Origin of the sequence: Streptomyces chiangmaiensis (genome assembly GCF_036281785.1) — a bacterium.
Taxonomy (GTDB): domain Bacteria; phylum Actinomycetota; class Actinomycetes; order Streptomycetales; family Streptomycetaceae; genus Streptomyces; species Streptomyces chiangmaiensis.
Map to the genome: position 1 here is coordinate 19443 of NZ_JAYWVC010000007.1, position 24848 is coordinate 44290.

21 protein-coding genes are annotated in these 24848 nt (G+C 70.3%); 10 read left to right on the forward strand and 11 right to left on the reverse strand.

What is annotated here, in order from left to right; translation table 11 throughout:
* Positions 1-255: 255 nt before the first annotated feature.
* The gene (locus VXC91_RS04050; protein ID WP_329505135.1) at positions 256-1647 is read right to left on the reverse strand and encodes a cystathionine beta-synthase; all 1392 of its coding nucleotides are present in this window, start codon (positions 1645-1647) and stop codon (positions 256-258) included.
* 179 nt (positions 1648-1826) lie between these two features.
* Here VXC91_RS04050 and VXC91_RS04055 point away from each other — a divergent pair, with 179 nt between their 5' ends.
* The 3 genes from VXC91_RS04055 (at position 1827) to VXC91_RS04065 (ending at position 5588) form a co-directional block, all read left to right on the forward strand.
* Positions 1827-2852: an SGNH/GDSL hydrolase family protein gene (locus tag VXC91_RS04055; RefSeq protein ID WP_329505136.1), complete on the forward strand. Its 1026-nt coding sequence runs from the start codon at positions 1827-1829 to the stop codon at positions 2850-2852.
* Positions 2853-3298: 446 nt separating this feature from the next.
* Positions 3299-4519: an acetyl-CoA C-acetyltransferase gene (locus tag VXC91_RS04060; protein ID WP_329505137.1), complete on the forward strand. Its 1221-nt coding sequence runs from the start codon at positions 3299-3301 to the stop codon at positions 4517-4519.
* A gap of 250 nt (positions 4520-4769) precedes the next feature.
* Positions 4770-5588 carry a hypothetical protein gene (locus VXC91_RS04065; protein ID WP_329505139.1) on the forward strand — a complete coding sequence of 273 codons (819 nt, stop codon included), beginning with the start codon at positions 4770-4772 and terminating at the stop codon, positions 5586-5588.
* Between the two features lie 31 nt (positions 5589-5619).
* Here VXC91_RS04065 and VXC91_RS04070 read toward each other — a convergent pair whose 3' ends face one another.
* The gene (locus VXC91_RS04070) at positions 5620-5931 is read right to left on the reverse strand and encodes a hypothetical protein (RefSeq protein WP_329505141.1); all 312 of its coding nucleotides are present in this window, start codon (positions 5929-5931) and stop codon (positions 5620-5622) included.
* A gap of 101 nt (positions 5932-6032) precedes the next feature.
* Here VXC91_RS04070 and VXC91_RS04075 point away from each other — a divergent pair, with 101 nt between their 5' ends.
* Positions 6033-6260, forward strand: coding sequence for a DUF4287 domain-containing protein (locus VXC91_RS04075; protein ID WP_329505142.1), 228 nt, complete (start codon positions 6033-6035; stop codon positions 6258-6260).
* Between the two features lie 126 nt (positions 6261-6386).
* On the opposite strand, the gene VXC91_RS04080 is transcribed toward VXC91_RS04075, so the two are convergent.
* On the reverse strand, positions 6387-7262 hold the full coding sequence (locus tag VXC91_RS04080) for a Bax inhibitor-1/YccA family protein (protein ID WP_329505144.1): 876 nt from the start codon (positions 7260-7262) through the stop codon (positions 6387-6389).
* 277 nt (positions 7263-7539) lie between these two features.
* Positions 7540-8715: a 4-hydroxybenzoate 3-monooxygenase gene (locus VXC91_RS04085; protein ID WP_329505146.1), complete on the reverse strand. Its 1176-nt coding sequence runs from the start codon at positions 8713-8715 to the stop codon at positions 7540-7542.
* 500 nt (positions 8716-9215) lie between these two features.
* On the opposite strand from VXC91_RS04085, the gene VXC91_RS04090 reads away from it, so the two are divergent.
* On the forward strand, positions 9216-9698 hold the full coding sequence (locus VXC91_RS04090; protein WP_329505148.1) for a hypothetical protein: 483 nt from the start codon (positions 9216-9218) through the stop codon (positions 9696-9698).
* Between the two features lie 362 nt (positions 9699-10060).
* Here VXC91_RS04090 and VXC91_RS04095 read toward each other — a convergent pair whose 3' ends face one another.
* Positions 10061-11077 (reverse strand): aldo/keto reductase, encoded by a 1017-nt coding sequence (locus VXC91_RS04095; RefSeq protein ID WP_329505150.1) that lies wholly within the window; start codon positions 11075-11077, stop codon positions 10061-10063.
* Positions 11078-11234: 157 nt separating this feature from the next.
* Here VXC91_RS04095 and VXC91_RS04100 point away from each other — a divergent pair, with 157 nt between their 5' ends.
* Positions 11235-12113, forward strand: coding sequence for a helix-turn-helix transcriptional regulator (locus VXC91_RS04100; RefSeq protein WP_329505152.1), 879 nt, complete (start codon positions 11235-11237; stop codon positions 12111-12113).
* Between the two features lie 39 nt (positions 12114-12152).
* Here VXC91_RS04100 and VXC91_RS04105 read toward each other — a convergent pair whose 3' ends face one another.
* Positions 12153-12548 carry an SDR family NAD(P)-dependent oxidoreductase gene (locus VXC91_RS04105; protein WP_329505154.1) on the reverse strand — a complete coding sequence of 132 codons (396 nt, stop codon included), beginning with the start codon at positions 12546-12548 and terminating at the stop codon, positions 12153-12155.
* A 315-nt stretch (positions 12549-12863) separates the two neighbouring features.
* Positions 12864-13826 (reverse strand): SDR family NAD(P)-dependent oxidoreductase, encoded by a 963-nt coding sequence (locus VXC91_RS04110; RefSeq protein WP_329505156.1) that lies wholly within the window; start codon positions 13824-13826, stop codon positions 12864-12866.
* A 161-nt stretch (positions 13827-13987) separates the two neighbouring features.
* Between VXC91_RS04110 and VXC91_RS04115 the strand changes: the two genes are divergently transcribed.
* Positions 13988-14572 (forward strand): TetR/AcrR family transcriptional regulator, encoded by a 585-nt coding sequence (locus tag VXC91_RS04115; protein ID WP_329505158.1) that lies wholly within the window; start codon positions 13988-13990, stop codon positions 14570-14572.
* 91 nt (positions 14573-14663) lie between these two features.
* Here VXC91_RS04115 and VXC91_RS04120 read toward each other — a convergent pair whose 3' ends face one another.
* From VXC91_RS04120 to VXC91_RS04130, 3 genes are all read right to left on the reverse strand, one after another.
* Entirely contained in the window at positions 14664-15608 is a 945-nt protein-coding gene (locus VXC91_RS04120; RefSeq protein WP_329505159.1) for an undecaprenyl-diphosphate phosphatase, read from the reverse strand.
* A gap of 493 nt (positions 15609-16101) precedes the next feature.
* On the reverse strand, positions 16102-17043 hold the full coding sequence (locus VXC91_RS04125; protein WP_329505160.1) for a M56 family metallopeptidase: 942 nt from the start codon (positions 17041-17043) through the stop codon (positions 16102-16104).
* A gap of 15 nt (positions 17044-17058) precedes the next feature.
* Complete coding sequence (locus VXC91_RS04130) at positions 17059-17448, reverse strand: BlaI/MecI/CopY family transcriptional regulator (RefSeq protein WP_329505161.1); 390 nt, start codon at positions 17446-17448, stop codon at positions 17059-17061.
* 149 nt (positions 17449-17597) lie between these two features.
* Here VXC91_RS04130 and VXC91_RS04135 point away from each other — a divergent pair, with 149 nt between their 5' ends.
* From VXC91_RS04135 to VXC91_RS04145, 3 genes are all read left to right on the forward strand, one after another.
* Positions 17598-18254, forward strand: coding sequence for a DedA family protein (locus VXC91_RS04135; protein WP_329505163.1), 657 nt, complete (start codon positions 17598-17600; stop codon positions 18252-18254).
* Positions 18251-19459, forward strand: coding sequence for a glycosyltransferase family 4 protein (locus VXC91_RS04140; protein ID WP_329505165.1), 1209 nt, complete (start codon positions 18251-18253; stop codon positions 19457-19459). The genes VXC91_RS04135 and VXC91_RS04140 overlap by 4 nt, the downstream gene beginning before the upstream one ends.
* 90 nt (positions 19460-19549) lie before the next feature.
* A complete protein-coding gene (locus tag VXC91_RS04145; protein WP_329505167.1) occupies positions 19550-20386 on the forward strand; it encodes an undecaprenyl-diphosphate phosphatase in 837 nt (278 codons plus the stop codon).
* Positions 20387-20520: 134 nt separating this feature from the next.
* Here VXC91_RS04145 and VXC91_RS04150 read toward each other — a convergent pair whose 3' ends face one another.
* The gene (locus tag VXC91_RS04150; protein ID WP_329505168.1) at positions 20521-24339 is read right to left on the reverse strand and encodes a S8 family serine peptidase; all 3819 of its coding nucleotides are present in this window, start codon (positions 24337-24339) and stop codon (positions 20521-20523) included.
* Between the last annotated feature and the right edge of the window lie 509 nt (positions 24340-24848).

Genomic DNA, 24848 nt, shown 5'->3' on the forward strand with positions numbered 1-24848 from the left:
GGCGTCCATGGAGGTCCGGGAGCCGCTCCGGAGGTCCCTGGCGCCGTTTCGGTTGCCGGCCGGGACGGGGAGCCTCGCCCAGTGCTCAACGCCTGGGAGGTACCCCCACCGCCCTGCCGACACCCACCAATGTGCCGGATCCGTGTTAAGCGGGTGCTGCGAGGACGTGACACGCTCGTACCACTTCCGAGAAACCCGTGCCGCCCCGCGTCACCGCACGTTCCCCGGCGACACGGCCGGTTCACCGGGTGTCCGCTACTGCTTTCCGCCCTTGGCCAGGAACGACAGCAGGTCCTGCCTGCTGACCACACCGGTCGGCTTGCCCTCGACGAGGACGATCGCCGCGTCGGCCGTGCCGAGCACCGACATCAGGTCCCCGACCGCCTCGCCGGAACCGACCTGCGGCAGCGGGGCGCACATGTGCTTCTCCAGCGGGTCGTCGAGCGAGGCACGCTTGGTGAACAGGGCGTCCAGCAGTTCACGCTCGACGACGGACCCCACGACCTCGGCGGCCATCACGTCCGGGTGACCGGCGCCCGGCTTGACGATGGGCATCTGCGAGACGCCGTACTCGCGCAGCACCTCGATGGCCTGCCCGACCGTCTCGTCGGGGTGCATGTGGACGAGGGACGGGATCGAACCGCCCTCCTTGTCGTTGAGCACGTCACCGACACGGGCGTTCGGGCCGGTGTCCTCCAGGAAGCCGTAGTCGGCCATCCACTCGTCGTTGAAGATCTTGCTGAGATAGCCACGCCCGCTGTCGGGGAGGAGGACGACCACCACGTCGTCGGGGCCGAGCCGCTCGGCGACCCGCAGCGCGCCCACGACCGCCATCCCGCAGGAACCGCCGACCAGCAGCCCCTCCTCCTTCGCCAGCCGCCGGGTCATCTGGAAGGAGTCCTTGTCGGACACGGCAATGATCTCGTCGGGGATCTCCGGGTCGTACGCCGTCGGCCAGAAGTCCTCCCCGACGCCCTCGACGAGGTACGGCCGCCCGGACCCGCCGGAGTACACCGAACCCTCGGGGTCGGCGCCGATGACCTTGACCTTGCCGCCGCTGATCTCCTTCAGGTAGCGCCCGGTGCCGGAGATGGTCCCGCCGGTGCCGACGCCCGCGACGAAATGGGTGATCTTCCCCTCCGTCTGCTCCCACAGCTCGGGGCCGGTCGAGTGGTAGTGCGAAAGGGGGTTGTTGGGGTTGGAGTACTGGTCCGGCTTCCAGGCCCCGGGCGTCTCACGGACCAGCCGGTCGGAGACGTTGTAGTAGGAGTCCGGGTGCTCCGGGGCCACCGCAGTCGGGCACACGACCACCTCGGCGCCGTAGGCGCGCAGCACGTTGATCTTGTCCGTGGAGACCTTGTCGGGGCACACGAAGATGCACTTGTAGCCCTTCTGCTGGGCCACGATCGCAAGGCCCACACCGGTGTTCCCGCTGGTGGGCTCGACGATCGTGCCTCCGGGCTTGAGCTCGCCGCTCTGCTCGGCCGCCTCGATCATGCGCAGGGCGATGCGGTCCTTCACCGAACCGCCGGGGTTGAAGTACTCGACCTTCGCCAGCACGGTCGCCTTGATACCGGCGGTCACGCGGTTGAGCCTCACCAGCGGGGTGTTGCCGACCAGGCTGATCATCGAGTCGTGGAATTGCACCGTTGTCTCCGGTTGCTGCAAAAGAAGTGGTCCTGATGGTGCCGCCAGCGTAAGCGTTCCGGCGTCCGTACCGTCGGCAAGCGCGGGCCGTCCCGGGCGTTCACGTCCGGTTGAGATTGGACGACGGGGCGTACGGGGCAAGCAGAGTTTGTACGGCTACGAGGAGGTGGCGGCGACGCATGTCGAGCATGTCGAGGGCGAGGGTGGCCCGGCGCATCGCGGCGGGCGCTGCGTACGGCGGCGGAGGTATCGGTTTGGTCGGTGCGGCCGCCGTCGGGCTGCTGGTCGCCGAGGTGCAGATGGCCAAGCGCCATGTGGGCAACGGCCACAGCCCGTCCCCGCCGAGCGCGGACGGGCTGTACGGGCGCGGGTACGAGGGATCGGCGCTGAGACTGATGATGCTCGGCGACTCCACGGCCGCCGGACAGGGGGTGCACCGCTCCCGGCAGACGCCGGGGGCGCTGCTCGCCTCGGGTCTGGCAGCGGTGGCGGAACGCCCGGTGGAACTGCGCGTCGTGGCGCTCCCGGGGGCGCAGTCGGACGACCTGGACCGCCAGGTGGGGCTGGCGCTGGAGGACCCGGACCGGATTCCCGACATCGGCGTGATCATGATCGGCGCGAACGACGTCACCCACCGGATGCCCGCGACGCGCTCGGTGCGCCACCTGTCGTCGGCCGTACGCCGGCTGCGCACGGCCGGCGCGGAGGTGGTGGTGGGCACCTGCCCCGACCTCGGCACGATCGAACCGGTCCAGCAGCCCTTGCGCTGGCTCGCGCGCAGGGCCTCCCGTCAGCTGGCCGCGGCCCAGACGATCGGGGTCGTCGAGCAGGGCGGCCGTGCGGTGTCGCTGGGTGACCTGCTCGGCCCCGAGTTCGAGGCGAACCCGCGTGAACTCTTCGGCCCCGACAACTACCACCCCTCGGCGGAGGGCTACGCCACGGCGGCGATGGCGGTCCTGCCGACGGTCTGCGCGGCCCTGGGCCTGTGGCCGGCGGAGGAGGAGCGCCCGGACGCGTCCCGCCGCGAGGGCTTCCTGCCGGTGGCCCGCGCTGCGGCCGAGGCCGCGTCGGAGGCGGGCACGGAGGTCACGGCCGCGATGCCGACGGGCCCGCGGGGCCCCTGGGCTCTCCTCAAACGGCGCCGTCGCCGTCGCCTGCCCACCCCGGACGCGACCCCGGCCACGGCCCCCGAGCCGACCCCCTGACCCGCACGCTCCCTCGCCCTGACAGGGGTCGTGGCCCCTCTCCCCCGGGAGGGGGGCCACGGCAGGCCGGCGTCCAGCGCCGCCTGTGTACGGGGCGCATGGGCACGGCCCCCGGGCGGCCGTCCACCCGGCTGCGTGCCGTGGCCCGGGCACGCCGCCGGAGCCGCGGCGAAGGGCCACGCTCCGGTCCCGGGCCCGCCCCTGCGCGGATGCCGGAGTCCCTCCGGTGCGGAAACGCCGGGGCCGGACACCGATGTACCCATGGACCGCTGTTCAGCCCAGAGACCGGGACGACGACCGCCCGCACCGCCACCGGCCGACCCTCCGGTGAAAAAGCAAGCGCTTAGAAAAGTGCGGCCCGAGTCACACCCCGGTTTCCGTGACCTCCACCGTACGTACGGGTAGCTTCCCCCACAGCCCTGCCTCCCTCGTGCAATGGAGCCGTGATGCCCGAAGCCGTCATCGTGTCGACCGCCCGCTCGCCCATCGGCCGTGCCTTCAAGGGCTCCCTGAAGGACCTCCGCCCGGACGACCTCACCGCCACCATCATCCAGACCGCCCTGGACAAGGTCCCCGCGCTGGACCCCAAGGACATCGACGATCTGATGCTCGGCTGCGGCCTGCCCGGTGGCGAGCAGGGCCACAACCTCGGCCGCATCGTCGCCGTGCAGATGGGCATGGACCATCTCCCGGGATGCACCATCACCCGTTACTGCTCCTCTTCCCTGCAGACCTCCCGCATGGCCCTGCACGCCATCAAGGCCGGGGAGGGCGACGTGTTCATATCCGCCGGCGTCGAGATGGTCAGCCGCAGCGTCAAGGGCACCTCCGACGGCCTCCCCGACACCCATAACCCCCTCTTCGCGGAGGCCGAGGCCCGCACGGCCGCCGTCGCCGCGTCCGAAGGCGCCGACTGGCACGACCCGCGCGAGGACGGCCTTCTTCCCGACCCGTACATCGCGATGGGCCAGACCGCCGAGAACCTCGCCCGGCTGAAGGGCATCACCCGCGAGGAGATGGACGAGTTCGGCGTCCGCTCGCAGAACCTCGCCGAGCAGGCCATCGCCAAGGGCTTCTGGGAGCGCGAGATCACCCCGGTGACGCTCCCGGACGGCACGGTCGTCAGCAAGGACGACGGTCCGCGCCCCGGCGTCACCATGGAGGGCGTGGCCGGCCTCAAGCCCGTCTTCCGCCCCGACGGCCGCGTCACCGCCGGCAACTGCTGCCCCCTCAACGACGGCGCCGCCGCGGTGATCATCATGAGCGACACCAAGGCCCGGGAACTGGGACTCACGCCGCTGGCGCGGATCGTCTCCACCGGTGTCTCCGGGCTCTCGCCCGAGATCATGGGCTACGGCCCCGTCGAGGCCAGCACCCAGGCTCTCAACCGAGCCGGCCTCACCATCGACGACATCGACCTCGTCGAGATCAACGAGGCCTTCGCCGCCCAGGTGATCCCCTCCTACCGCGACCTCGGCATCCCGCTGGACAAGCTGAACGTCAACGGTGGCGCCATCGCCGTCGGCCACCCCTTCGGAATGACCGGCGCCCGCATCACCGGCACACTGATCAACTCCCTCCAGTGGCACGACAAGCAGTTCGGCCTGGAGACGATGTGCGTCGGCGGCGGCCAGGGCATGGCGATGGTGATCGAGCGCCTCAGCTGACCCCGTGCAACGGCCCGGAGCCTCTTCCATCAGGGCTTCGGGCCGTTTTGTGATCCAATCTCCCCCAGGATGTGACCTATCTCCCCCTGAATGAAATTTACGCAGGTCACAGCCGTTTCATGAATGAACCTGACGGCCGGGCTCCTGTCCGTTTCGTGACGTTACGCACTGACAACTGGATAGTCCACCCTTCAAGCTGATGTAGGAAGTCGAGGGTCGACTTTGAACCGGGAGTACGTCAGTGAGCGCCATGCCGATAGCTCTGCTGCTCACCACGTCCGCCGCCGCGGGCGTGGGCGTCGCCGTCCTGTACAGCGTGCGGGCGCTGCACCGGCAGCTCGCGGCCCTGCGGACCGAACTCGCCGAGAGCCGCTCCGCGCAGGTGCGCGGTGCCGTGCCCCCCGCCCGCTCCACCGCCGACGCGCAGGAGATACGCACGGCCGTGGCCGAGGCCCTCGCCGAGGAGCGGGAGCGCGAGCTGGCCGAGGCGCGCGCCTTCTGGGCCGCGCAGGAGGCCCGTGACATCGCCGACGCGCCCTCCCCGTTCGGGTTGCCCGACAACGACCTCCTCCTGCCCCGTCAGTCGGACTTCGCGGGCCTGGAACACGACAGCCTGGAGCCGGTGGCCGAGCCCACCGCCGACGAGAGCGAGTTCGCCGGTGGCACCTCCACGGACGGAGTCCTCGGCGGCGAGTCCCCGGAGTTGGCCGCCGCCCGCCGCCGCCACCCCTCGCACCCCGACTTCGTACCGGCCCCGTCCCCGGTCGTGAACGACCACGAGCGCATAGTCGCGCGCCTCGAGGAGTTGGCCGCCGCGCGGACCGAGCTCACCGACGTCCGCCCGGGGCCGCTGGGCACTCTCGACGTCTACGTCTTCGCGGACGGCACCACGCTGTGCATGACTCCGGGCCACCGCGAGACCGCGGAACGCCTGGCCACGGCCCTCGACGACGGCCAGGCCCCGGTCCTGCTGGGCGGCTCGGGCGTCTCGGGCGCGTACGCACTGACGTTCGCATGCGGCGACGAGACCGTCTACATCCTGGCGGACCGCGTCATCGCGTCGCTGTAACAGCGCTCGCGTCATCCCTGTGTGCCGGGAGTCACACCCCGGCGCGTTTCTGTGCCTCCCCCACGAGTGCCACGGCCTCGGCGAGTTGCGCCGCGTCTTTCAGGACGACCGCCAGGTCGTGTCCGGCGACCGTGATCTGGTCGGCCGCCGCGAACATGCCTGCGTCCGGCATCTCCCGGGGCTCGGCCGAGGGATCTTCGAGGAGCTGCGCACGGCGCGCCAACTCCCTGGCCAGAGCGAGTGCCTCGGCCGCCCCGCCTCGCTGCAGCCGGCTCTGTGGAGCGGCCCGCAAGCGGTCGGCGAAGTGATCCACTGCCTGGGTCAAAGGCGTCGTATCGAGCACGCCGCGAGATTACGCGTTGGGGCACGACTGTTGCCAACAGGCGAACGCTCAGGCACGGTGACTTGAAGGACCGGCTTCATCGAGTGCGTCCGGAGGCGCCGATGTCCCAAGTCTTCTCCGAGGAGACCCATCGCAATCTGCTCGCCCGCATCCCCCACTGCACCGGTCGTGAAGTGTCCGACTGGTTGCGAACCGTCGACGAAGGCCCCGCTCTCGGCTTCGAGGAGAAGGTCAGCTGGCTCCGGCACGAGCACAATCTCGCGTACGGCCACGCCAAGGCGATCATTCACGAGTACGACCTGAGGAGGGCCGCGCGCAAACTGCTCTGAGCGCGGACCACCGAACCCACATGCGATCAGGCATCACCACGACGAAGGGCCCGTGCACCCCGGCAGGGGTTCACGGGCCCTTCGTGACCTTCGGCGTCCCGCGCCCCGAAAGGGGCACGGGAGCGGTCAGTCGTTGTTACTGAAGATGGCGACCAGCCGCAGCATCTCCACGTAGATCCACACGAGGGTCATGGTCAGACCGAAGGCGGCCAGCCAGGCCTCCTCGCGCGGCGCACCGTAGGCGATGCCGTCCTCGATCTGCTTGAAGTCGAGGGTCAGGAAGAACGCGCCGAGCAGAATCGCGATGATGCCGACGATCGCGCCCAGCGGACCCATGCTGCGCAGCCCGCCGTCTTCGGCGACCCCGAAGGCGACCAGCAGCAGGTTGACCGCCATGACCACCAAGAAGGCGACGGCGATGGCGAGACCGATCCGGGCGTACCGAGCGGTGACGCGGATCCAGCCCGCCTTGTAGATGAGCAGGGTCGCACCGGAGACGGCCATCGTTCCGAGCACCGCCTGGAAGGGTGCGCCGTTCCACTGCGCGTTGTACATCTCGCTGATGACGCCCAGGAAGACGCCCTCGAAGGCGGCGTACCCGAGGATCAGCGCGGGCGAGGCGGTGCGCTTGAAGGACTGCACCATCGCCAGGACGAACGCGACGAGAGCGGAGCCGATCGCCAGGCCGTAGCTGGTGGACGAGACCGGCAGCAGAGCCCAGGCGAGGATCGCGCCCACGGCGACCGTGCCGAGCGTCATGGCCGAGCGCATGACGACGTCGTCCATCGTCATCCGGCCGGTGGTGGCCGGGGCCTGCGGCGGGGCCCCGTACTGCGTCTGCTGGGCGTAGGGGTTACCGGCCGCGTACGGGTTGCCTTGCGCGTACGGGTTGCCCTGCGTGCCGACGGCGGCTCCCCCGGCCTGCGGCGCGGTGTTGAAGCCCGCGTAGCCGTTGTCGCGGCTGAACCCCCGTCGCGAGAAGACCGGGTTGCTGCTCCTCATTTCACTCCTCCATGGCCACCCTGCGCGGCCTTGGCTCAAGAGTAATAGGTAGGCAAAGGATTGACCCTAATGCTTGGGGAGGATCTTTCCCTCGTCCTTGCGCGCAACACGCTACGCGGGTCCTTGATTCCCGGGGAGGACCCACCCCATCCCATGACCAACCTGGGACAGAGTCGAGACCGGCCACTGATCCCGCGGACGGCAAACCCTCGGTCGACCCGGTGGCCGCCCATCGGCCGTTCGGGGGATCAGCGGGCGTCGCTCCCGCCGCGGAAGGTCACTCCAGCGGGAACCCCGTGTAACCGTCGGCGAGGTCCGTCTCGGCGGCGCGCGAGGCGGTGAGCCGTGCCAGGCGGGCCAACTGGATGCGCTCGTCGAACGGTGTGGCGTCCGGGGCGCGGTGCAACAGCGAGGTCATCTCGTAGGAGAACCGCTCAGCCTGCCACACGCGACGCAGACATGTCTCGGAGTACGCATCGAGCCGCTCGCTCCCGCCCGTCTCCCACCGGTGCGCCAGGGCCCGTGCGAAGGTGACGACGTCGCCGACGGCCAGATTCAGTCCCTTGGCACCGGTGGGCGGCACGATGTGCGCCGCGTCCCCGGCCAGGAACAGGCGTCCGTGGCGCATGGGCTCGTGGACATAACTGCGCATAGGAGTCACCGATTTGGACGTGATGGGCCCGCGGGTGAGCGTCCAGCCGTCGGCGGTCTCGAAGCGCCGCTCCAGCTCCGCCCAGATCTCGTCGTCGGACCATTCCCCGGCGTCCGTGCCGGCCGGCACCTGGAGGTAGAGGCGGGAGACGGACGGGGAGCGCATGCTCAGCAGGGCGAAGCCGCGTTCGTGGCGGGCGTACACGAGCTCGTCGTGCGACGGCGCGACATCGGCCAGGATGCCGAGCCAGCTGAAGGGGTACATGCGCTCGAAGACGCGGGACAGACCGGACGGGACCGCCTTGCGGGACACGCCCCAGAAGCCGTCGCATCCGACGACGTACGCGCACTCCAGGACGTCCTCACGGCCCTCGTGGCGGAAGCGGATCCGGGGCCGCTCCGTGGCCGCGTCCTCGACGGCGAGCGCCTCCCCCTCGAACAGCAGCGGTCCGCCCTCCTTCAGCTGGAGCGCGATGAGGTCCTTGCAGACCTCGGTCTGCGCGTAGACCATCACGGACCTGCCGCCGGTGAGGGCGGGTAAGTCGAGACGGTGGCGACGGCGCGCGAAGCGCAGTTCGATCCCGTCGTGAGGCAGCCCTTCACGGTCCATGCGCTCGCCCGCCCCTGCCGCCCTCAGCACGTCGACGGTGCCCTGCTCCAGGATCCCGGCGCGCTGCCGGTGCTCGACATAGGCCCGGTCACGGCTCTCCAGCACGACCGAATCGATACCCGCCCTGTGCAGAAGCCGCGCCAACAGCAGCCCCGCGGGCCCCGCTCCGATGATGCCGACCGTCGTACGCATCCCGACGCCCCCTTGTGACACACTAGTTCGTGTGGTGAAATTAAATTCACCTCACCTCGACCGAGTCTCCGACCGCAAGGGCCCGGTGTCAACGGTGCGGCCCCGCAGAACCAGGGGACGGCCGGGGGAGGCCGGCACCCCGGGCCCCGTCGGTGGTCGCCTGGTGGACGACATCCTGAAAAAGCCCCCGATGTCCTGTGATTACACACTGTGTTCGCTCAAGTCGACAGCGCGATGGGGCTGCGAGAGCATGGACGGGCACCGAAAGGCCACCCCCTGGTGGGGTTTGGCCGTCATCGGATGCGGAGCCCATGTGTAGGAAGCCGTCAGGGAGTTGTCCCGGCCCGACGGCTCCGGGCGGTGAGACCGCGCCGGTCAGGCGTGACACCGCCGCACCCATTCGCGCCCGTCCCCGTGTGTTCGAACCTCCCACCTGCATGTGGTCCCGTATGCCCCGAAGGGAAGGCAGAACAGTGAACGGACGTTTTCGTCTCGCAGCGTTGGCACCTCTCGCACTCTCCTCACTGGCACTCGGCTCACTGCCGCTCATGGCCGGATCCGCCCAGGCGGTGACACCCAAGGCCACATGTCATGTGACACAAGACGCCCAGAAACCCGAACGGTTCAACGTCGTCGGGACGGGCCTCACACCCGGGGCGGACGTCACCGTCGCGCAGGGCGGGCACAAGACCTTCTTCACGGCTACGGCCGAGGGCAAGCTCTCGAGCAACCTCACGATCGCGAGCACAGGCGGGACCGTGACCATGCAGGAGGAGGGCGGCCCCATGCTCACCTGCGGCACGGTCAAGCAGGCCGAGGAGAAGCAGACCCAGGACCAGTACGCCAAGGGCTACGAGGACGGCTTCAAGCTCGCCAAGGCCACCTGCAAGGCACAGGCACCGCAGGGCATCACCACCCTGGACCCCAACTACGAGAAGGGCTTCAACGCGGGCGCGGCCGCGGCGATCGCCAAGTACTGCTAGCAGACCCACGAGAACCGGCCCCGTTCCCGACGCCGGTCGGCGTCGGAGCGCATGAGTGAGCCGGTCGACAGTCGGCCGGTGGTGCACCGGACACCGCGCGAAGCGCGATGGGCGCACCACCGGCCCGACCCGAACAGGCGGCGCGGCAGCCGACGCTGAGCTGACGTCAGCCGAGCATCGGTGCCGCAGGCGGCGATCCGTCCCAGGGGGCGGGCGGCGCCGAGCGCGTTTCTCTTGTTGCCACGCATGGGCCGGTTCTGCGGAGCGGCCGGTCAGGAGCGATGAGGCGTAGTGCCGACGCCTCGAAGTCGAGGCGGGGCTCCGCCGGTTGTGTCTCCGTGGCCGTTGGCGCGTGCCGTGCTTCAGCGGCGGCGCAGACGCTTGTCGGTGATGGCCGGGGTGGGGTCGATGTAGAAGTCGTCCGGGTTGACGTCGCCGCCGGGCGGCACGATGGCGTCGATGCGGTCGAGGATGGCGTCGCCCAGTTCCACGTCGGCACCGGCGAGGAGATCGGCGAGCTGCTCGGGGCGGCGGGGTCCGATCAGCACGGAGGTGACGGCCGGGTGGGCGCGGACGAAGGCGACGGCGAGGTGGGCGAGCGGCAGCCCGGCCTCGGCAGCCAGGGCGGTGAGCTTCCGCACGGCGTCGGCCTTGGCCTGCACACCGGGCTTGGACAGGTCGAACATCTTCGTGCCGAGTCCGGCGTTGCGGTGCCCCGCGGTGGGGTCGGTGCGGCCGGAGAGCCAGCCGGAGTTCAACGGGCCGAAGGTCAGCACGCCCATGCCGTACCGCTGGGCGGTGGGCAGCACGCGGTTCTCCACACCGCGGGTGAGGATGGAGTACGGCGACTGCTCGGTACGGAAGCGGTGGTGGCCACGGCGCTCGGCCGTCCACTGGGCCTCCACGATCTCCTCGGGGGCGAAGAAGGAGCCGCCGACGGCACGGACCTTCCCGGCGCGGATCAGGTCCGACAGGGCGGCGAGGGTCTCGTCGATATCGGTGGCCGGGTCCGGGCGGTGCATCTGGTACAGGTCGATGTGGTCGGTGCCCAGCCGGCGCAGACTGTCCTCGACCGCCCGGCGGATCCACCGGGCCGAGCCGCCGCGCCGGTCGGGGTCCTCCCCCATCGGGAGCCCGAACTTGGTCGCCAGCACCACTTCGTCGCGGCGGCCCTTGAGGGCCTTGCCCACGATGTCTTCCGACTCCCCGCCGGAGTAGACATCCGCGGTGTCGATGAGGTTGACGCCCGCATCGAGCGCCGTGTGGATCATGCGGATGCTCTCGTCGTGGTCGGTGTTGCCCATCGCGCCGAACATCATCGCGCCGAGCGCGTACTCACTCACCGACATACCGGTACCGCCGAGAATCCTGCGCTTCATCGCAGATCACCTCCTGGTGCTTGTGATGGCACTGCTTGTGCTTGCACTCGAGCCAAACACGGCCGTCGGCCGGGGTGAGAGACCTGCTTGTACGGGGGGTCCAGCAGTGCCCCCTTCGCGGCTCGGCACCGGGGTCCGCCACATCTACGCTGGTCGCATGAGTCATGAGCCGAACGCGGAGCTGCGCGAATTCCTGCGCTCGCGCCGCGCGAAGATCACCCCCCAGGAGGCGGGCCTTCCACCGCATCCCGGCACACGGCGGGTGCCCGGCCTACGGCGCGAGGAGGTCGCCCAGCTCGCCGGCGTCAGCGTGGACTACTACGTCCGCCTCGAGCGCGGGCGCCACACAGGCGTCTCGGAGGCGGTCCTGGACGCCCTCGCACGCGCCCTGCGACTCAGCGATCTGGAGCGCACACACCTGTTCCGGATCGCGCGACCCTCCCGTGCCCGGCCCCGCCCACTGCCGCCGCAGCGCGTTCGCCCGGGCCTGCAACTGCTGGTCGACACCCTCACCCACGTCCCGGTCCTTGTCCTGGGGCGGCGCCTGGACGTGCTGGCCGGCAACCACCTCGCCCGGGCGCTCTACACCGACTTCGACGCGCTGCCCGCCCGTCGCCGCAACATGGCCTGGCTGCTCTTCCTCGACGAGCAGGTGCGCGCGCTGCACGCCGACTGGGAGGAAGCCGCCCGTGGAACGGTCGCCTCCCTGCGCCTTTACGCCGGACGCCACGCCCATGATCCGGCCCTGGCCGAACTCGTCGGGGAACTCTCGCTCCGCGACCCCGACTTCCGCCGCTGGTGGGCCGACCACGACGTCTTCCAGCGCACCCATGGCACCAAGCGCTACCACCACGCCCTCGTCGGCGACCTCGTCCTGGGCTACGAGTCCTTCACCGCCACCGACGACCCCGGCCAGACCCTCGGCATCTACACCGCCGAGCCCGGCTCCTCCTCCGAGGAAAGCCTGAAACTCCTCGCCAGTTGGAGCAGCCCCTCGCACCGGCCCGGCCGCTTTGAGGTTCCGCCACTCGGCTGAGCAGGATCTGCCCCGAGCGGGCTCGTGCCGCCACGGGACCTACCAGGTCTGCTCGGAGGCGCGGACGAGGACCTCGTTCACGGAGACCCTGCGGTCGCGAGTGACGACGTAGCAGACCGTGTCCACGATGTCCTCGGGACGCAGCATCTCCATCCCGGCCAACTGCTGATCCAGGACGTCGAGGCGGCCCGGTTCGGCCACCACACGCGCCACCGCGGCCGTGGCCTGTTCCTGCTCCGTGATGTCGGCGCCAACGGCGAGGGCCGTCCCGCCCTCGGCGCGGATCTTCCCGGCGAGCTCCTCGAGCCGGTGACGGCGCCGGGCGACCACCTCGACGGCGGCACCCTCGGCGGCCAGGCTCAGGGCGGTTGCCCCGCCGTTACCGCTGCCGGCACCGGTCACGAGGGCAACGGCGTTGTGCAGACGTGCAGACATCACTGACGCCTTGATTCAGATCGAGAATGGATCCCGGGCCGGTGACCGCGCGGACAGACAGGTCCGGGTCAGTGACGGCTCGGGGGTGTGAAGGGCCGTGCATCGACGCGCACTTGACCGGTAAGCGGGCTGCTCACGGGGCCCATGAGGGCGGTACCCGGGCGGGTGAGGCGCCGCCCGGTGCATCCGGGGGCTGCTCGGTGCGGGCCCACGGATGCGGGCTGTGGCCGGCGGCGGGCTCGCGGGTGCAGCCGGCGAGCGGGCGCAGCGCGTGGTCGGAGGACGGCTCGCGCTCGGCAGTGTGGTGGGGCGTCGTCAGGCGGTCGTGGTGGCGGCGGCCACGGTCATGTCGAGGGAGATCTGCCACAGGCGGGCCGCGCTTTGGGGGTCCACGGCGTGGGCGGCCACTCCCCGGCGGACACCGGGCCGGTGCGGGCCGGCCTCGTTGCAGTCCTCGAAGTACCGGCCGGTCACACCCTCGACCAGCGGGGAGGCGGCGAGCAGCACCGAGGTGGCGGCGCCCTGCTCGATGTTCTTCCAGGACACGTCGCTGCTGGTGGGGTCGAACGAGGTGGGGCTGTTGGAGATGTCCCCGATGTGGCGGCCGAGCCGGGTGCTGGTGATGCGGCCCGGGTTGAGGGCGTTCACGGTGATCAGATCGGACGCCCAGCGGCGGGCCGCCTCGACGGCGAACAGGACGTTGGCGGTCTTCGACTGGCTGTAGGCCGCCCACGGGTCGTAGGGGTGCTGCTCGAAGTCGATGTCGTCGAAGAGCACGTCGCCGTTGACGTGGCCGACCGAGCTGACGGCGACCATGCGTGCGCCGCGGGCTGCCGTCAGGGCGCCGTGCAGACCGGTGGCGAGGGCGAAGTGGCCGAGGTGGTTGGTGGCGAACTGCATTTCCCGGCCCTCCTTCGTCCGCTCCAGCGGCGAGGCCATCACACCGGCGTTGAGGACCAGGATGTGCAGCGGCCCCCGCCATGCCTCCACAAAGGCGCGCACCGAGGCCTGGTCGGCGAGGTCGAGCATCGCGGCGCGCACCGTTCCCGGGCCGCTCGCCGAGGCGATCTGCTCGGCGACCCGTGCGCCCGCGGCCAGGTCGCGGACGCCGATGGTCACCTCGGCGCCTGCAGCGGCCAGGACACGGGCGGTTTCACGTCCGATGCCGGAGGCTCCCCCGGTGACGACGGCACGGCGGCCGCTGAGGTCGATACCGGCCAGCACCTCCTCGGCGGTCGTCTGTGCGCCGAACGGGGTGGTGACGAGGTTGTCGGTCATAAGGCTCTCCCGGAAGCGGGTGGAATGGGGCGGCGCGTCCACGGCCGGTGGCGCGGAGGCAGGGGGCCGTCGTACGCTCATATCCGGAACTGGTTCCGGTTCAAGTTCGAGAGTAAGCGGAACTGGTTCCGCTTGCAAGTGCGGCAGGAAGGGAGTCGGGAGTGACCGGCCACGAGGGGGACACAGCGCGGCACCGCAAGCCGCTTCGCGCCGATGCGCAGCGCAACGAGGACAAGCTGCTGAAGGCCGCGGCGACCGCCTTCGCCCGCGAGGGAGCGGGCGCCTCGGTCAAGGACATCGCCCGCGCCGCCGGCGTGGGCGTCGGCACCCTCTACCGCCGCTTCCCCTCCAAGGAACTGCTGATCGAGGCGATCTACCGACAGGAAGTACAGCACCTGTGCGAGGCGGCGCCGCATCTCACGGCCACGCTGCCACCGCAGGACGCACTGCAGACCTGGATGGAGCGCTTCATCGACTTCATGGCCGCCAAGCAGGGCATGGCCGACGCGCTGGCCGTGGTACTGACCGACGACAGCGAGAAGCTGCACACCCGGGCCCTGCTCGCGGACGCCATCACCCACCTGCTCACCGCCGGAGAGGGCGGGCCGGTGGCGCGGCCGGGGGTCGATGCGCAGGACGTACTGATGGCCCTGGGCGGGATCAGCCTCATGGCCGCCAGCGAGGAACAGCGTGACCTGGCCACCAGGCTCATCGACCTGCTGCTGCACGGCATCGTGACGAGCTGACGCGATCGGGCGCCGCCGCGCCGGCAACTGCGTGGTACTCCCAGGGTCTCCACCTCACGGCCGTCGCGCCGCTGCGGCGCCCGCCACGCCCTCAGGCGAACTGGATGATGCTGGCGCCCCCGGCCAGCAGGCAGTACACGGCGAACGGGGTGAGAGTGCGGGTGGTGAAGTACCGGGACAGGAAGCGCACCGCGACGTACGCGGCGATCGCGGCGGTGAAGAAGCCCACGATCACCTGACCGTGAATGTGCGCACCCGCCGGCCCGGCCAGGCTCGGCAGCTTCAGCAGGCCCGCCGCCAGGATCACCGGAGTGGCCAGCAGGAAGGAGAACTTCGCGGCGTCCTCGTGATCCAGGCCGCGCAACAGCCCTCCGACCATCGTGATGCCCGACCGGCTGATCCCCGCCAGCAGCGCCAGAGTCTGGAACAGGCCGATGACGCCCGCCTCGCGATAGCTCAGGGTGTCCAGCTGTCGGTTCCCTGATTCCGCGGTGATTCCGGCTTCGAGGACCGCCCCGGGACCCGCGCTCACCGCTGCCCTGCGAGCCGCCGCCTGCCGTACTTCCGAACCGCGCCGCAGCCGCTCACCGACCAGCAGGATCAGCCCGTTGACGGTGAGGAACACCGCGGCTGCCAGCGGCTTGGCGAACAGGGTTCGGAAGGTGTGCTCCAGGGCCAGGCCGGTGAGGCCGACCGGGACGGTGGCCACGATCAGCAGCCAGGCGAGACGTTCGGCCGAGGTCTCGACCCGGCGGGTGCGCACCGTGCTGACGAAGGCGCGGATGATGCGGACCCAGTCCTTGCGGTAGAAGGCCAGCAGGGCCGCAGCTGTCGCCACGTGGAGGGCCACGATGAAGGCGAGGTAGGGGGAGCCTTCCGAGTTGCCGGTGGAGTTCTCGGTGACCAGGTGCCGCCAGGAGCCGCCGATCCAGGCCGGCACCAGCACGGAGTGGCCGAGGCTGGAGACCGGAAAGAGTTCGGTCACGCCCTGGAGGGCGCCGATGACAACGGCCTGGAGATAGGACAGTTCGGTCACGGGAATTCCTCGCCTGAGTTCGAGGTGGTGCGGTGGGCGCACCGAGTAGGCACATGACACACTCGGGGCCATGACATCTACGCGCGTGTAGAAGTTCTACACGAATGTAGAAGATGGACCGAGGGGTCTGCAACTCGTCCCGCGATGTCTCGGTTGCACCTGGCCACGCTCCGGGTGCCGGACTTCCGGAACGGCCACAAGGCCTGGCCAGCACAAATGACGCTCCGTCGCGTTCCCAAGGCCGGCGGCATCCTCGGCGTGGGTTGTGTGGAGCGGATGCCACCGGCACACGACGCCTGCCCGCAATGCCGTCGGGCACACGCACTGAGATTCGCACCGGCGCTGCCGACGGCGGCTGTCGCATCTTCGTGCGCAGTGCTCCCGCTCAGCGCCGGCGGCCGATCTCACGCGCAGGGCCGCAGCGTTCTGGCCCGACCTCTGATTGATCCTCCTTCGGTACGAGCGTCGCCGGGGACAGGAGGAAGAGGACTCGCTATCCCGCGCCGACGGCCTTCAGAAGGTGGTGGAGGTCGTGGGCGGCCTCGGCCGTGGCGAGCATCGCGGACGTCAGGACGGTTGCGGTCGCGGCGGTAAGTGCCGGGGAGAGCCCCAAAGGCGGGGCGAGCAGGGCGGCGACTCGGCGGGGAACCGGGCCGGCGGCCGCGAGCGGGCCCCGGCGGCCGAGGATGCCGAGGGCGGCGCGGCCGGCCCGCACCAGTGTGGGTGCGCCGTGCGCGGCAAGGGCGGCTTTGCCGACGGTGCGGGCCACACGCCTTCGGTCGCCGGTGGTAGCGGCCGCGCTCTCGTCGGCCCAGCGTTCGATGGTGTAGGTGACAGCTGTGGCGAGGGGGCGCAGCAGGGGGTTGGCGGCGGCGCCGAGCTGAGCCAAGGCGACGAACGCGTAGTGGTGGGCGCTCAGGTGGGCACGCTCGTGGGCGAGAAGGATGTCGTGCTCGGTCTCGTCGAGCGTGTGCAGCATGCCGGTGGAGACGACGACCAGGCCGGGCAGGCCGGGCAGCGCGAAGGCGTCCGGGACCTCATCATCGACGACGACCAGGCCGTCGCGAGCGGGCATGCAGGCGGCATCCAGCGTGGCGGCGGCGAGGCTGCGGGCACGGTGCCAGAGCATGCGGGCGGCCATGAGCACGGCTCCGCCGAGCAGCAGTCCGGCGACCAGGGCAATGGAGAGCTGGACGGGGTCGTCGTGCTGGGCGGTATGGGCCGACCAGTGGCCGAGGCTGGCCAGCTGGGGGATACGGATAAGACCGGTGACGGCCAGCAGCCCCAGGGAGATGATGCTTGCCGTTCCCAGGACCAGGGACGAGGCAGTGAGCAGCCACGTGGCCAGGCGCGGCTCACACCGCTCGGCCAGTGGCCGGGCGCCCAGCGGTGCGAAAAGACAGAACAGCAGCGGCAGGTAGACGGCGATGTGCATTCGGGCGGCCCCGTCTCACTGGTGCGAGCCGTGTTCGAGGTCCAGCAACTGGCGCAGCAGATCGGCGTCGGTGTCGGACAGTGCGTCGGCGAAGCGGGCGAGCACGGCTTCGCGGTCGGGCCGCTCCTCCAAGACGGAGCGCATGCGGCGGGCGGCGAACCCGGCATCGTCCGTCACCGGCGCATACGCATAGGCCCTCCCGCGCGGGGTGCGGGTGAGCAGCTGTTTGGTGTGCATCCGGGTGAGAATCGTCACCACAGTGCTGTAGGTGAGCTCAGCGCCGAGGAGCTCGGTGACCTCGCCTGGGGTCATGGCGCTGTCCGCCTGCTGCAGCAGTGCGAGGATCTCCGCTTCGCGTGCGCCGTTGGGCCGCTTGGCGCCCCGGTCGTGCGTGGTGTCGCGCATGGGGTTTGTCGTTCTCCCGCTCGTCTTCTACATTCATGTAGAACTTCTACGGCGGTGTAAATGCTGCCGTCTCCTGAGTGTGCCATGCCTCCTGCGCCGGAGACAGTCCCCGTCCCCCGCGATGGCCGCGTGGCCGGAAAGGAACCTGGGTGTTCCAGGCCCTCAATCCGCTGGATGCCACCTCGCTGCTGACGACGCTCGGCACCGCGGGCGTGTTCCTGGTGCTGTTCGCCGAGACCGGGCTGCTGATCGGCTTCTTCCTGCCCGGTGACTCGCTGCTGTTCACGGCCGGTTTGCTGTGCACGGCAACCCAGCACGGTGTGCATCTTTCGCTGCCCGCCGTGCTGGCCGCCGCGGCGGCCGGGGCACTGCTCGGCGCCCAGGTGGGCCATCTGCTCGGCCGTCGCGCCGGTCGGGCGTTCGCGGCCCGCACCCGCAACCGGCACCTGGCGAACGGGGTTACGCGGGCGGAGGAGCTGCTGTCCCGGTACGGCCACGGCAAGGCGATCGTGCTGGGCCGGTTCATCCCGGTGGTACGGACCGTGCTCAACCCCCTCGCCGGGATCGTGGGCGTGCCCACCCGCACCTTCGCGCTGTGGCAGGCGGCCGGCGGGCTGGTGTGGACGGCGGGCCTGGTCCTGGCCGGATACGCCCTCGGGTCGAGCATCCCGAACGTCGACCACTACCTGCTGCCCCTGGTCGGGCTGATCGTCGTCGTCTCCCTGCTGCCGCTGGCCCTGGAACTCCTGCGTGCCCGCCGACACGGCAGCGGCGCAAGGAAGCCGGCCCGAAAGCACGCCGCGTGAAGATCACGTTCCTGATCCACGACATCTACGGCATCGGCGGCACCAACCGCACCACCCTCAACCTCGCCGCGGCACTCGCCGGCCGCCACGAGGTGACGATCGTGTCCGTCCGGCGGCACCGCACCCACCCACGGTTCGACATCGACCCGCGGGTGACGGTGCTGCCTCTGGTCGACGTGCGCAAGGACTCCGCTGACCTGGCCGATCCGTTGCTGCACGAACGCTCCTTGGCCTTCCCCGTGGCCGAGAAGCGGTACCACCAGTACAGCCGTCTGACCGACCACCGAGTGGAGCGTTACCTGGGGGACGCCGAGGCGGACGTGATCACCGGCACCCGCGCGGGCATCAACGTCTACGTCGCTCGTTTCGCCCCGCCCAGCGCCCTGCGCATAGCCCAGGAACACCTCACCCACGACACGCACACAAAGAAGCTGCGCACCCAGCTCGCCCGCCAATACCGCGACTTGGACGCTCTGGTCACCACCACTGAGGCGGACGCCGCCATATACCGGGCGAAGATGCGCCTGCCGGGGGTCAGGGTCCTGGCCGTTCCGAACGGTGTGCCCGACCCCGGCCTGCCGCCCGCCGACGCCGGCACCAGGGTTGTCGCCGCGGCGGGGCGCCTGACCCGGGGCAAGCGGTTCGACCTGCTCATTGAGGCGTTCGCCGAGGTCGCCGCCAAGCATCCCGACTGGACGCTGCGGATCTACGGCGCCGGCCCCGAGAAGGACCGCCTGCAACAGCTGATCGACGAGAGGAGCTTGGGCGGCCGAGCGGTGCTGATGGGCGTGGTCTCCCCGATCGAGGCCGAGTTCGCCAAAGCGTCCATCGTCGCTTCCGCCTCCGACGCCGAATCCTTCGGCATGACCCTGGTCGAGGCAATGCGCTGCGGGGTCCCGGTGGTCTCCACCGACTGCCCGCTCGGCCCCGCGGAGATCATCCACGACGGCGTCGACGGCCGCCTGGTGCCCACAGGCGACCGGCGGGCATTGGCCACTGCGCTGCTCGACCTGATCGCCGACGAGCCCGCCCGCCGCCGCATGGGCCGGGCCGCACGCCGGGGCGCCCTCCGTTACGACCCCTCGCGCATCGTCCACACCTACGAGGACCTGTTCGCCGACCTTGACGCCACCCGCCACTCCCGCGCATCGGCACGCCACAAATCCAAGTGGCACGGCCTGGCGGCACACGCCCTGCGCCACTGACCGCCGTCCCGCTTCCCGCATGTCCGCTCTCGCGGCCTCCGTCACTTCGTTCACCGCACCATGTCCCCGACACCACAGACAGGAATCACGATGAGCGCCATCAGCCTCGGCCAAGCCGTTGTCCTCGGAGTCGTCGAGGGGGTGACCGAGTTCCTGCCCGTCTCCTCCACCGGCCATCTGAAGATCACCGAAGGGCTGATGGGCATACCGGTCGACGACACCTCCGTCGTCGGCTTCACCGCCGTCATCCAGGTCGGCGCCATCGCCGCCGTGCTGCTGTACTTCTTCAAGGACATCGTGCGGATCGTGTCCGCCTGGGGCCGTGGCCTGCGCAACCGCGAGGAGCGGTACCACCACGACTACAAGTTCGCCTGGTGGGTCATCTACGCGACCATCCCGATCGTCGTGGTGGGCCTGGCCGCCAAGAGGCTCGTCGAGGGGCCGCTGGGCTCGCTGTGGGTGGTGGCCGTTTCGCTGATCGTCGGATCCGGCGTGATGTGGGCGGCCGACCAGATGGGCCGGCACAAGCGCGGGGAGGACGACACCACGCTCAAGGACGCCATGCTGGTGGGCAGTTCGCAGATCCTTGCCCTGCTCTTCCCCGGCTTCTCCCGCTCGGGCGCCACGATGTCCACCGCGCTCGTCCTGGATCTGGACCGGGTGGCGGCCACGCGTCTGTCGTTCTTCCTGGGTATTCCGGCGCTGACCGGCGCCGGCCTGTACGAGCTGAAGGACGCTGTCGGTGCCGGGGTCGGTGCCGTGCCGCTCGCCGTCGGCACTGCCGTCTCCTTCGTGGTCGCGTACGCCTCGATCGCGTGGCTGCTGAAGTTCGTCGCCCGGCACTCGTTCAATGCCTTCGTGATCTACCGGATAGTCATCGGCATAGCGCTGCTTGGGCTGCTGACCACCGGTGTGCTGACCGCGTAACCACACCGGCCGCGATCACACCGCCCATGACAACCGGAACGGAATGAGCACACCGCGGCGGGTGGCAGAGACCGCATGGTCCTGGCACCCGCCGCGGTTCGGTCGGGATGGTCCGCGTCAGCGTTGTCGACGGCTCACTCGGTGCCGCGGTGCAGGTACGCCCGCTCCACGGTCTGCTGGACGCTGTTGCCGGCGGAGTCCGTCGCGGTCACCCGCAGCGTCACGTACGCGTCGCCGTGCACGTTCGACGGACGCTCCACGGTGGCGGCGAACTGTCCCACGCCGTCCCGCGGTGCGGTACGCGTCGTGGCCCAGGTCTGCCCGTCGTCGTAGGACGCCTCGACCTTCAGCTTCACGCCGCGCGGGGCGGCCATGCCGTCCTGCATGCGGACGGTCATGCCGACCGTGTGCGGGCGCGCCTGTCCCACCGCGTTCTGTGCGTCGACCGGTGCGTCGTAGTCGAGCTGGAGCAGCGGCAGCAGGGTCGTCTCGGCCGCGGTGTCCGAACGGAACGTCCAGGACGTGTGGGTGTCCGTGCCGAAGCGCCAGTCGTCCGAGGTGCGGCCGGTGGTCAGGTCCAGCCGGTATGCGGCGTCGCCCGCGGGCACCTCGAAGTCACCCCACGCACCGTTGTCGGACGTGGCGATCCGCTCCCCGTTCCGGTACAGCTCCGCCTTGGCCGTGTCGTTCGCGGACGACACACCGACGCCGCCGCCGATCCCACCGAAGGGGTCGGCCTCCGCGAACGACCAGTGACCGGCGCCGGAGTCGTTGAACTCCGGAATGTAAACCGACAGGGTGTCGCCGTTGCGCACCGATGACAGGCCCTTGCCGCGCGGGATCGACGGGCGGACCACTGCTCCGAACCACCGCTCCGTGGCGTGCTGGCCGGGCTGGTAGGTGTGCGTGAGGTCGTGCATGCCGGCCGACAGCGGGAAGTCGACGTTGGAGACGATGTTGTGGTGCACGACGTGCTGCCACAGCGTGTCTCCGGTGCTCACGTACTCGACGCGGTCCTGTCCCACCGGAACGTAGCGGCTGTACTGGTTCCACGCCGTGTCCTGGAACGGCCGCCATGCGAACCGCTGCTCGCTCGCCCACTCCGAGGCACCGGTGCGGGTGTATGTGCTGTGGACCTCCGCGGTGTTGCGATCCGAGACGGTGTAGACGATCTGCTTGGGGATGGAGCCCTTCGAGACCTGCATCACGTCGTACAGATACGGGCTGCGCACCGTGCCGGAGAACTGCACCGTCGTGGTGCCCTTCTCGATGCTCCCCAGCAGCGCCGACCCGATCTTCCAGGAGGTCTGCATGCTGGGCAGGGCCATCCGGTCACCGTCCGGCTGCCACCGGGTCCAGTCGGAGAAGCCCTCGGGCTGCACCACCAGCAGCGCCTTGGCCCCCGCGTCCGCCGCGGCCTTCGCGAGAGCCTGTCGGTCGTACCAGGCGGAGTTGTCGTCCCGTACGACGGCCAGCTTGCCGCGCGCCCCGCTGAAGTCGGGCGCGGCTGCCAGGCCGGCGGCCGCAGCGGTCAGCCGCGCGCCCTTGTCCCCGAAGACCGGGGAGAGCCACTGGTAATACGGGCTGAACTCCTGTGAGCTCCCCGAGACCTCCGCCCGCAGCTGCGGGGCCGTCATCTGCCAGCGCGAGGAGAACTCGAAGTCACCGTCGGTGACTTCGGCGGTGGGGCTGACATAGAGCCGCTTGACGGTGTCGAAGTACAGGGCGCCCTCCATCAGGCCCCGACCGTCGATCCGGCGGTAGAACGTGGTGCTGAGGACGCCGTGCTGCTCGGCGGGGCGGGGCGTGCGGATCTTCACCTCGGTGGCCTTCGAGGCGTCCAGGGTCACCGTCGTGTCCTTGGTGACCTTCACCTCGGGGTCGACGATCTGGCCGGCCTCTTCGCCGTCATCGGTCCGGTCGTAGAAACCGGTGCTGAGGTAGTACGTGCCCTCTTCCACCTCGGCGACTCCCGCATCGCGGTCCGTGTAGCCCACGAACCCGTCGGAGCCCCAGATGTTCGGCAGCCAGCCGGGCCTGATCTGGCCGTTGCGGTCGCGGTAGACCACGGTCAGCCGGTGCTTGGGGGTGTGCACCACGAGGGAGAGGGTGGTGTGGGCGAGCACGGTGCCGTCGGCGGACTTGGCGGTGACGTATCCGTAGAACTTGCCGCGGACAGCGTGTGTCGCGTCGGTGCGCAGCGGCACGTCGGCGGTGGCACCCGGGGCCAGTTGCACGGTGCTGGAACCGGGACTGACCGCCCCGTCGGGGAGTGCCCGACCGTTCTCGGTGGCCAGGTTCACGGCCAGGGAGAGGGTGAGCGGGTGATCGCCGGTGTTGGTGTAGTGGAGGGTGGCCGCCGGCTGCTGCCCCTGCGTGCCACCGATGGTCAGCGGGGGGAGGGTGACGGAACCGGTGGCCGTGACCGGGCCCATGGCCGCGGCCAGGTCGATGCGGCCGCCGCCCTGCTCGGTCACCTTGGTGCCGGGCACCGTGTGCGCGGTGCTGATCAGCGCGTCCTTGAGCTGCTGGGCGTCCCAGTCCGGGTGCTGTTGGGCCAGCAGCGCGGCGGCGCCGGCGACGTGCGGGGTGGCCATCGAGGTCCCGGACAGCGCAACGTAGTTGGCGTCGACCGGGTCGCCCAGGGTGGTGCCGGCCGCGCGGGCGGCGACGATGCCCACACCGGGTGCGGTCACATCGGGCTTGACCGCTTCGTCGCCGAAGCGCGGACCGCGGCTGGAGAAGGGGGCCAGGGAGTCGTCACGGTCGACGGCACCCACGGTCAGCGCGGAGTCGGCTGCGCCCGGCGTGCCGACGGTGTACGGGTCCGGGCCCGAGTTGCCCGCTGCGATGACGAAGAGCGCGCCGGTGGAGGCGGTCAGGTTGTCGACGGCCTGGCTGAGCGGGTCGGTGCCGTCGGTCTGCACGTCCGCCCCGAGGCTCATGTTGACGACTTTGGCGTGCTCGGCGGTCGCCCACTCCATGCCGGCGATGATGCCCGACTCGGAGCCGATGCCGTTGTCGTCCAGGACCTTGCCGATCAGCAGGTCGGCCTTGGGCGCGACACCGCGCCGGGTGCCGTCGGAGGCGGCGCCGGTGCCGCCGACGATGGAGGCGACGTGGGTGCCGTGGCCGAAGTGGTCACCGGTGTTCCCGCTGCCGGAGAAGTCCTCGGCCGCCGCGATGCGGCCGGCCAGGTCGGGGTGGTTGGCGTCGACACCGGTGTCGAGCACGGCCACCTTGACGCCCTGGCCCTCGTAGCCGGCCTTCCAGGCGGTGGGGGCGTTGATCTGCGCGGTGCTGCGGTCCAGCATGGCCTTGACCTTGCCGTCCAGCGAGATCCGCGGGGTGACCGCGGCCCGGGCGGCGTCCGACTTCCCACCGGGGTTCAGCGTCTTCCAGAACGTCCCAAGATCGTCGTCGGAAACCCGCATGGACCGCGCGTTGATGCTCGCCAGGGTGCGGGAGTGCGTCGGCTTGAGCGCCACCAGCCGGTCGGCAAGGGCTGCGGCGGCCTTCGCCGCCTGTGCGCTGACCCTCGCCCCCTGTCGGGTCGGCTCGGAAGAGACGATCAGCGGAAGTGCGGACATGTGAGCTTCGTCGTAGCCCTGGGATATCAGGGCGGTCACGTTGAAGAGCCGGCGGTCCAGCGTCCCGGCGGACACCAGCCCCTGGGCGTCGAACGGCATCACGGTCAGCGACTTGTCGTCGCCCTCGAACGTCTCGAAGGGCACGTGCTCGCGTCCGGGGCCGGGCTGCACCGATGCGGTGCGCCGTCCGCCGGGCAGCGACGTCACGGTCACCCGGTCGCCCGTCACCAGCCGTACGGTCGCGGAGTGGGCCCCCCGTACGGCGACGGGACGAGTGACGGGGTCGGTGGCCGGCGCTCGTGCTGCGGCGATGGCCGGCGTAACGCCGGCCACCACAAGCAATCCTGTCGATATCGCCGCCATGCGGCGGATTCTTGCCATCAGGGGAACACCTTTCGTACAGCTGCACGCCACAACTTGTCCGGAATCATTCGTTGGTGCAGCCAGGCCTGTCACTGACCACAGGTGTCACAAGTGCGACATGACCTAAGAGCGACAGGCGTCGCCTGCGTGCCGCCGCCCGCTTGTCCGCGCCGCGAAGTACGGATGTCAGTCCGCGCCTGATGCCGAACTGAGCGCGGTGCAAGGGACGTTGGATGAGCTCGGCCGGCTCGTCAGATCCACGTCGCAGTACGACGTCTCGACCGCGAGCGGCAGGCAGAAGCAGGTGCCGGGTGCAACCGGCACGGGCGGGGGCGGGCGGTTGGCGGCACGGGTCGGCGCAGTACGCAGTGGCATCGACGCACGGCGCGAACCGGCACGGCCCGTCACAGCCCGCCTCGCCGGGCGGGTGGAGGCACCAGGTGACGCAGCCGCCGTCCAGATCGACGGGCGGGGAGCCCGGGGTGGGATTGGTGATCTCCACCTTCTGT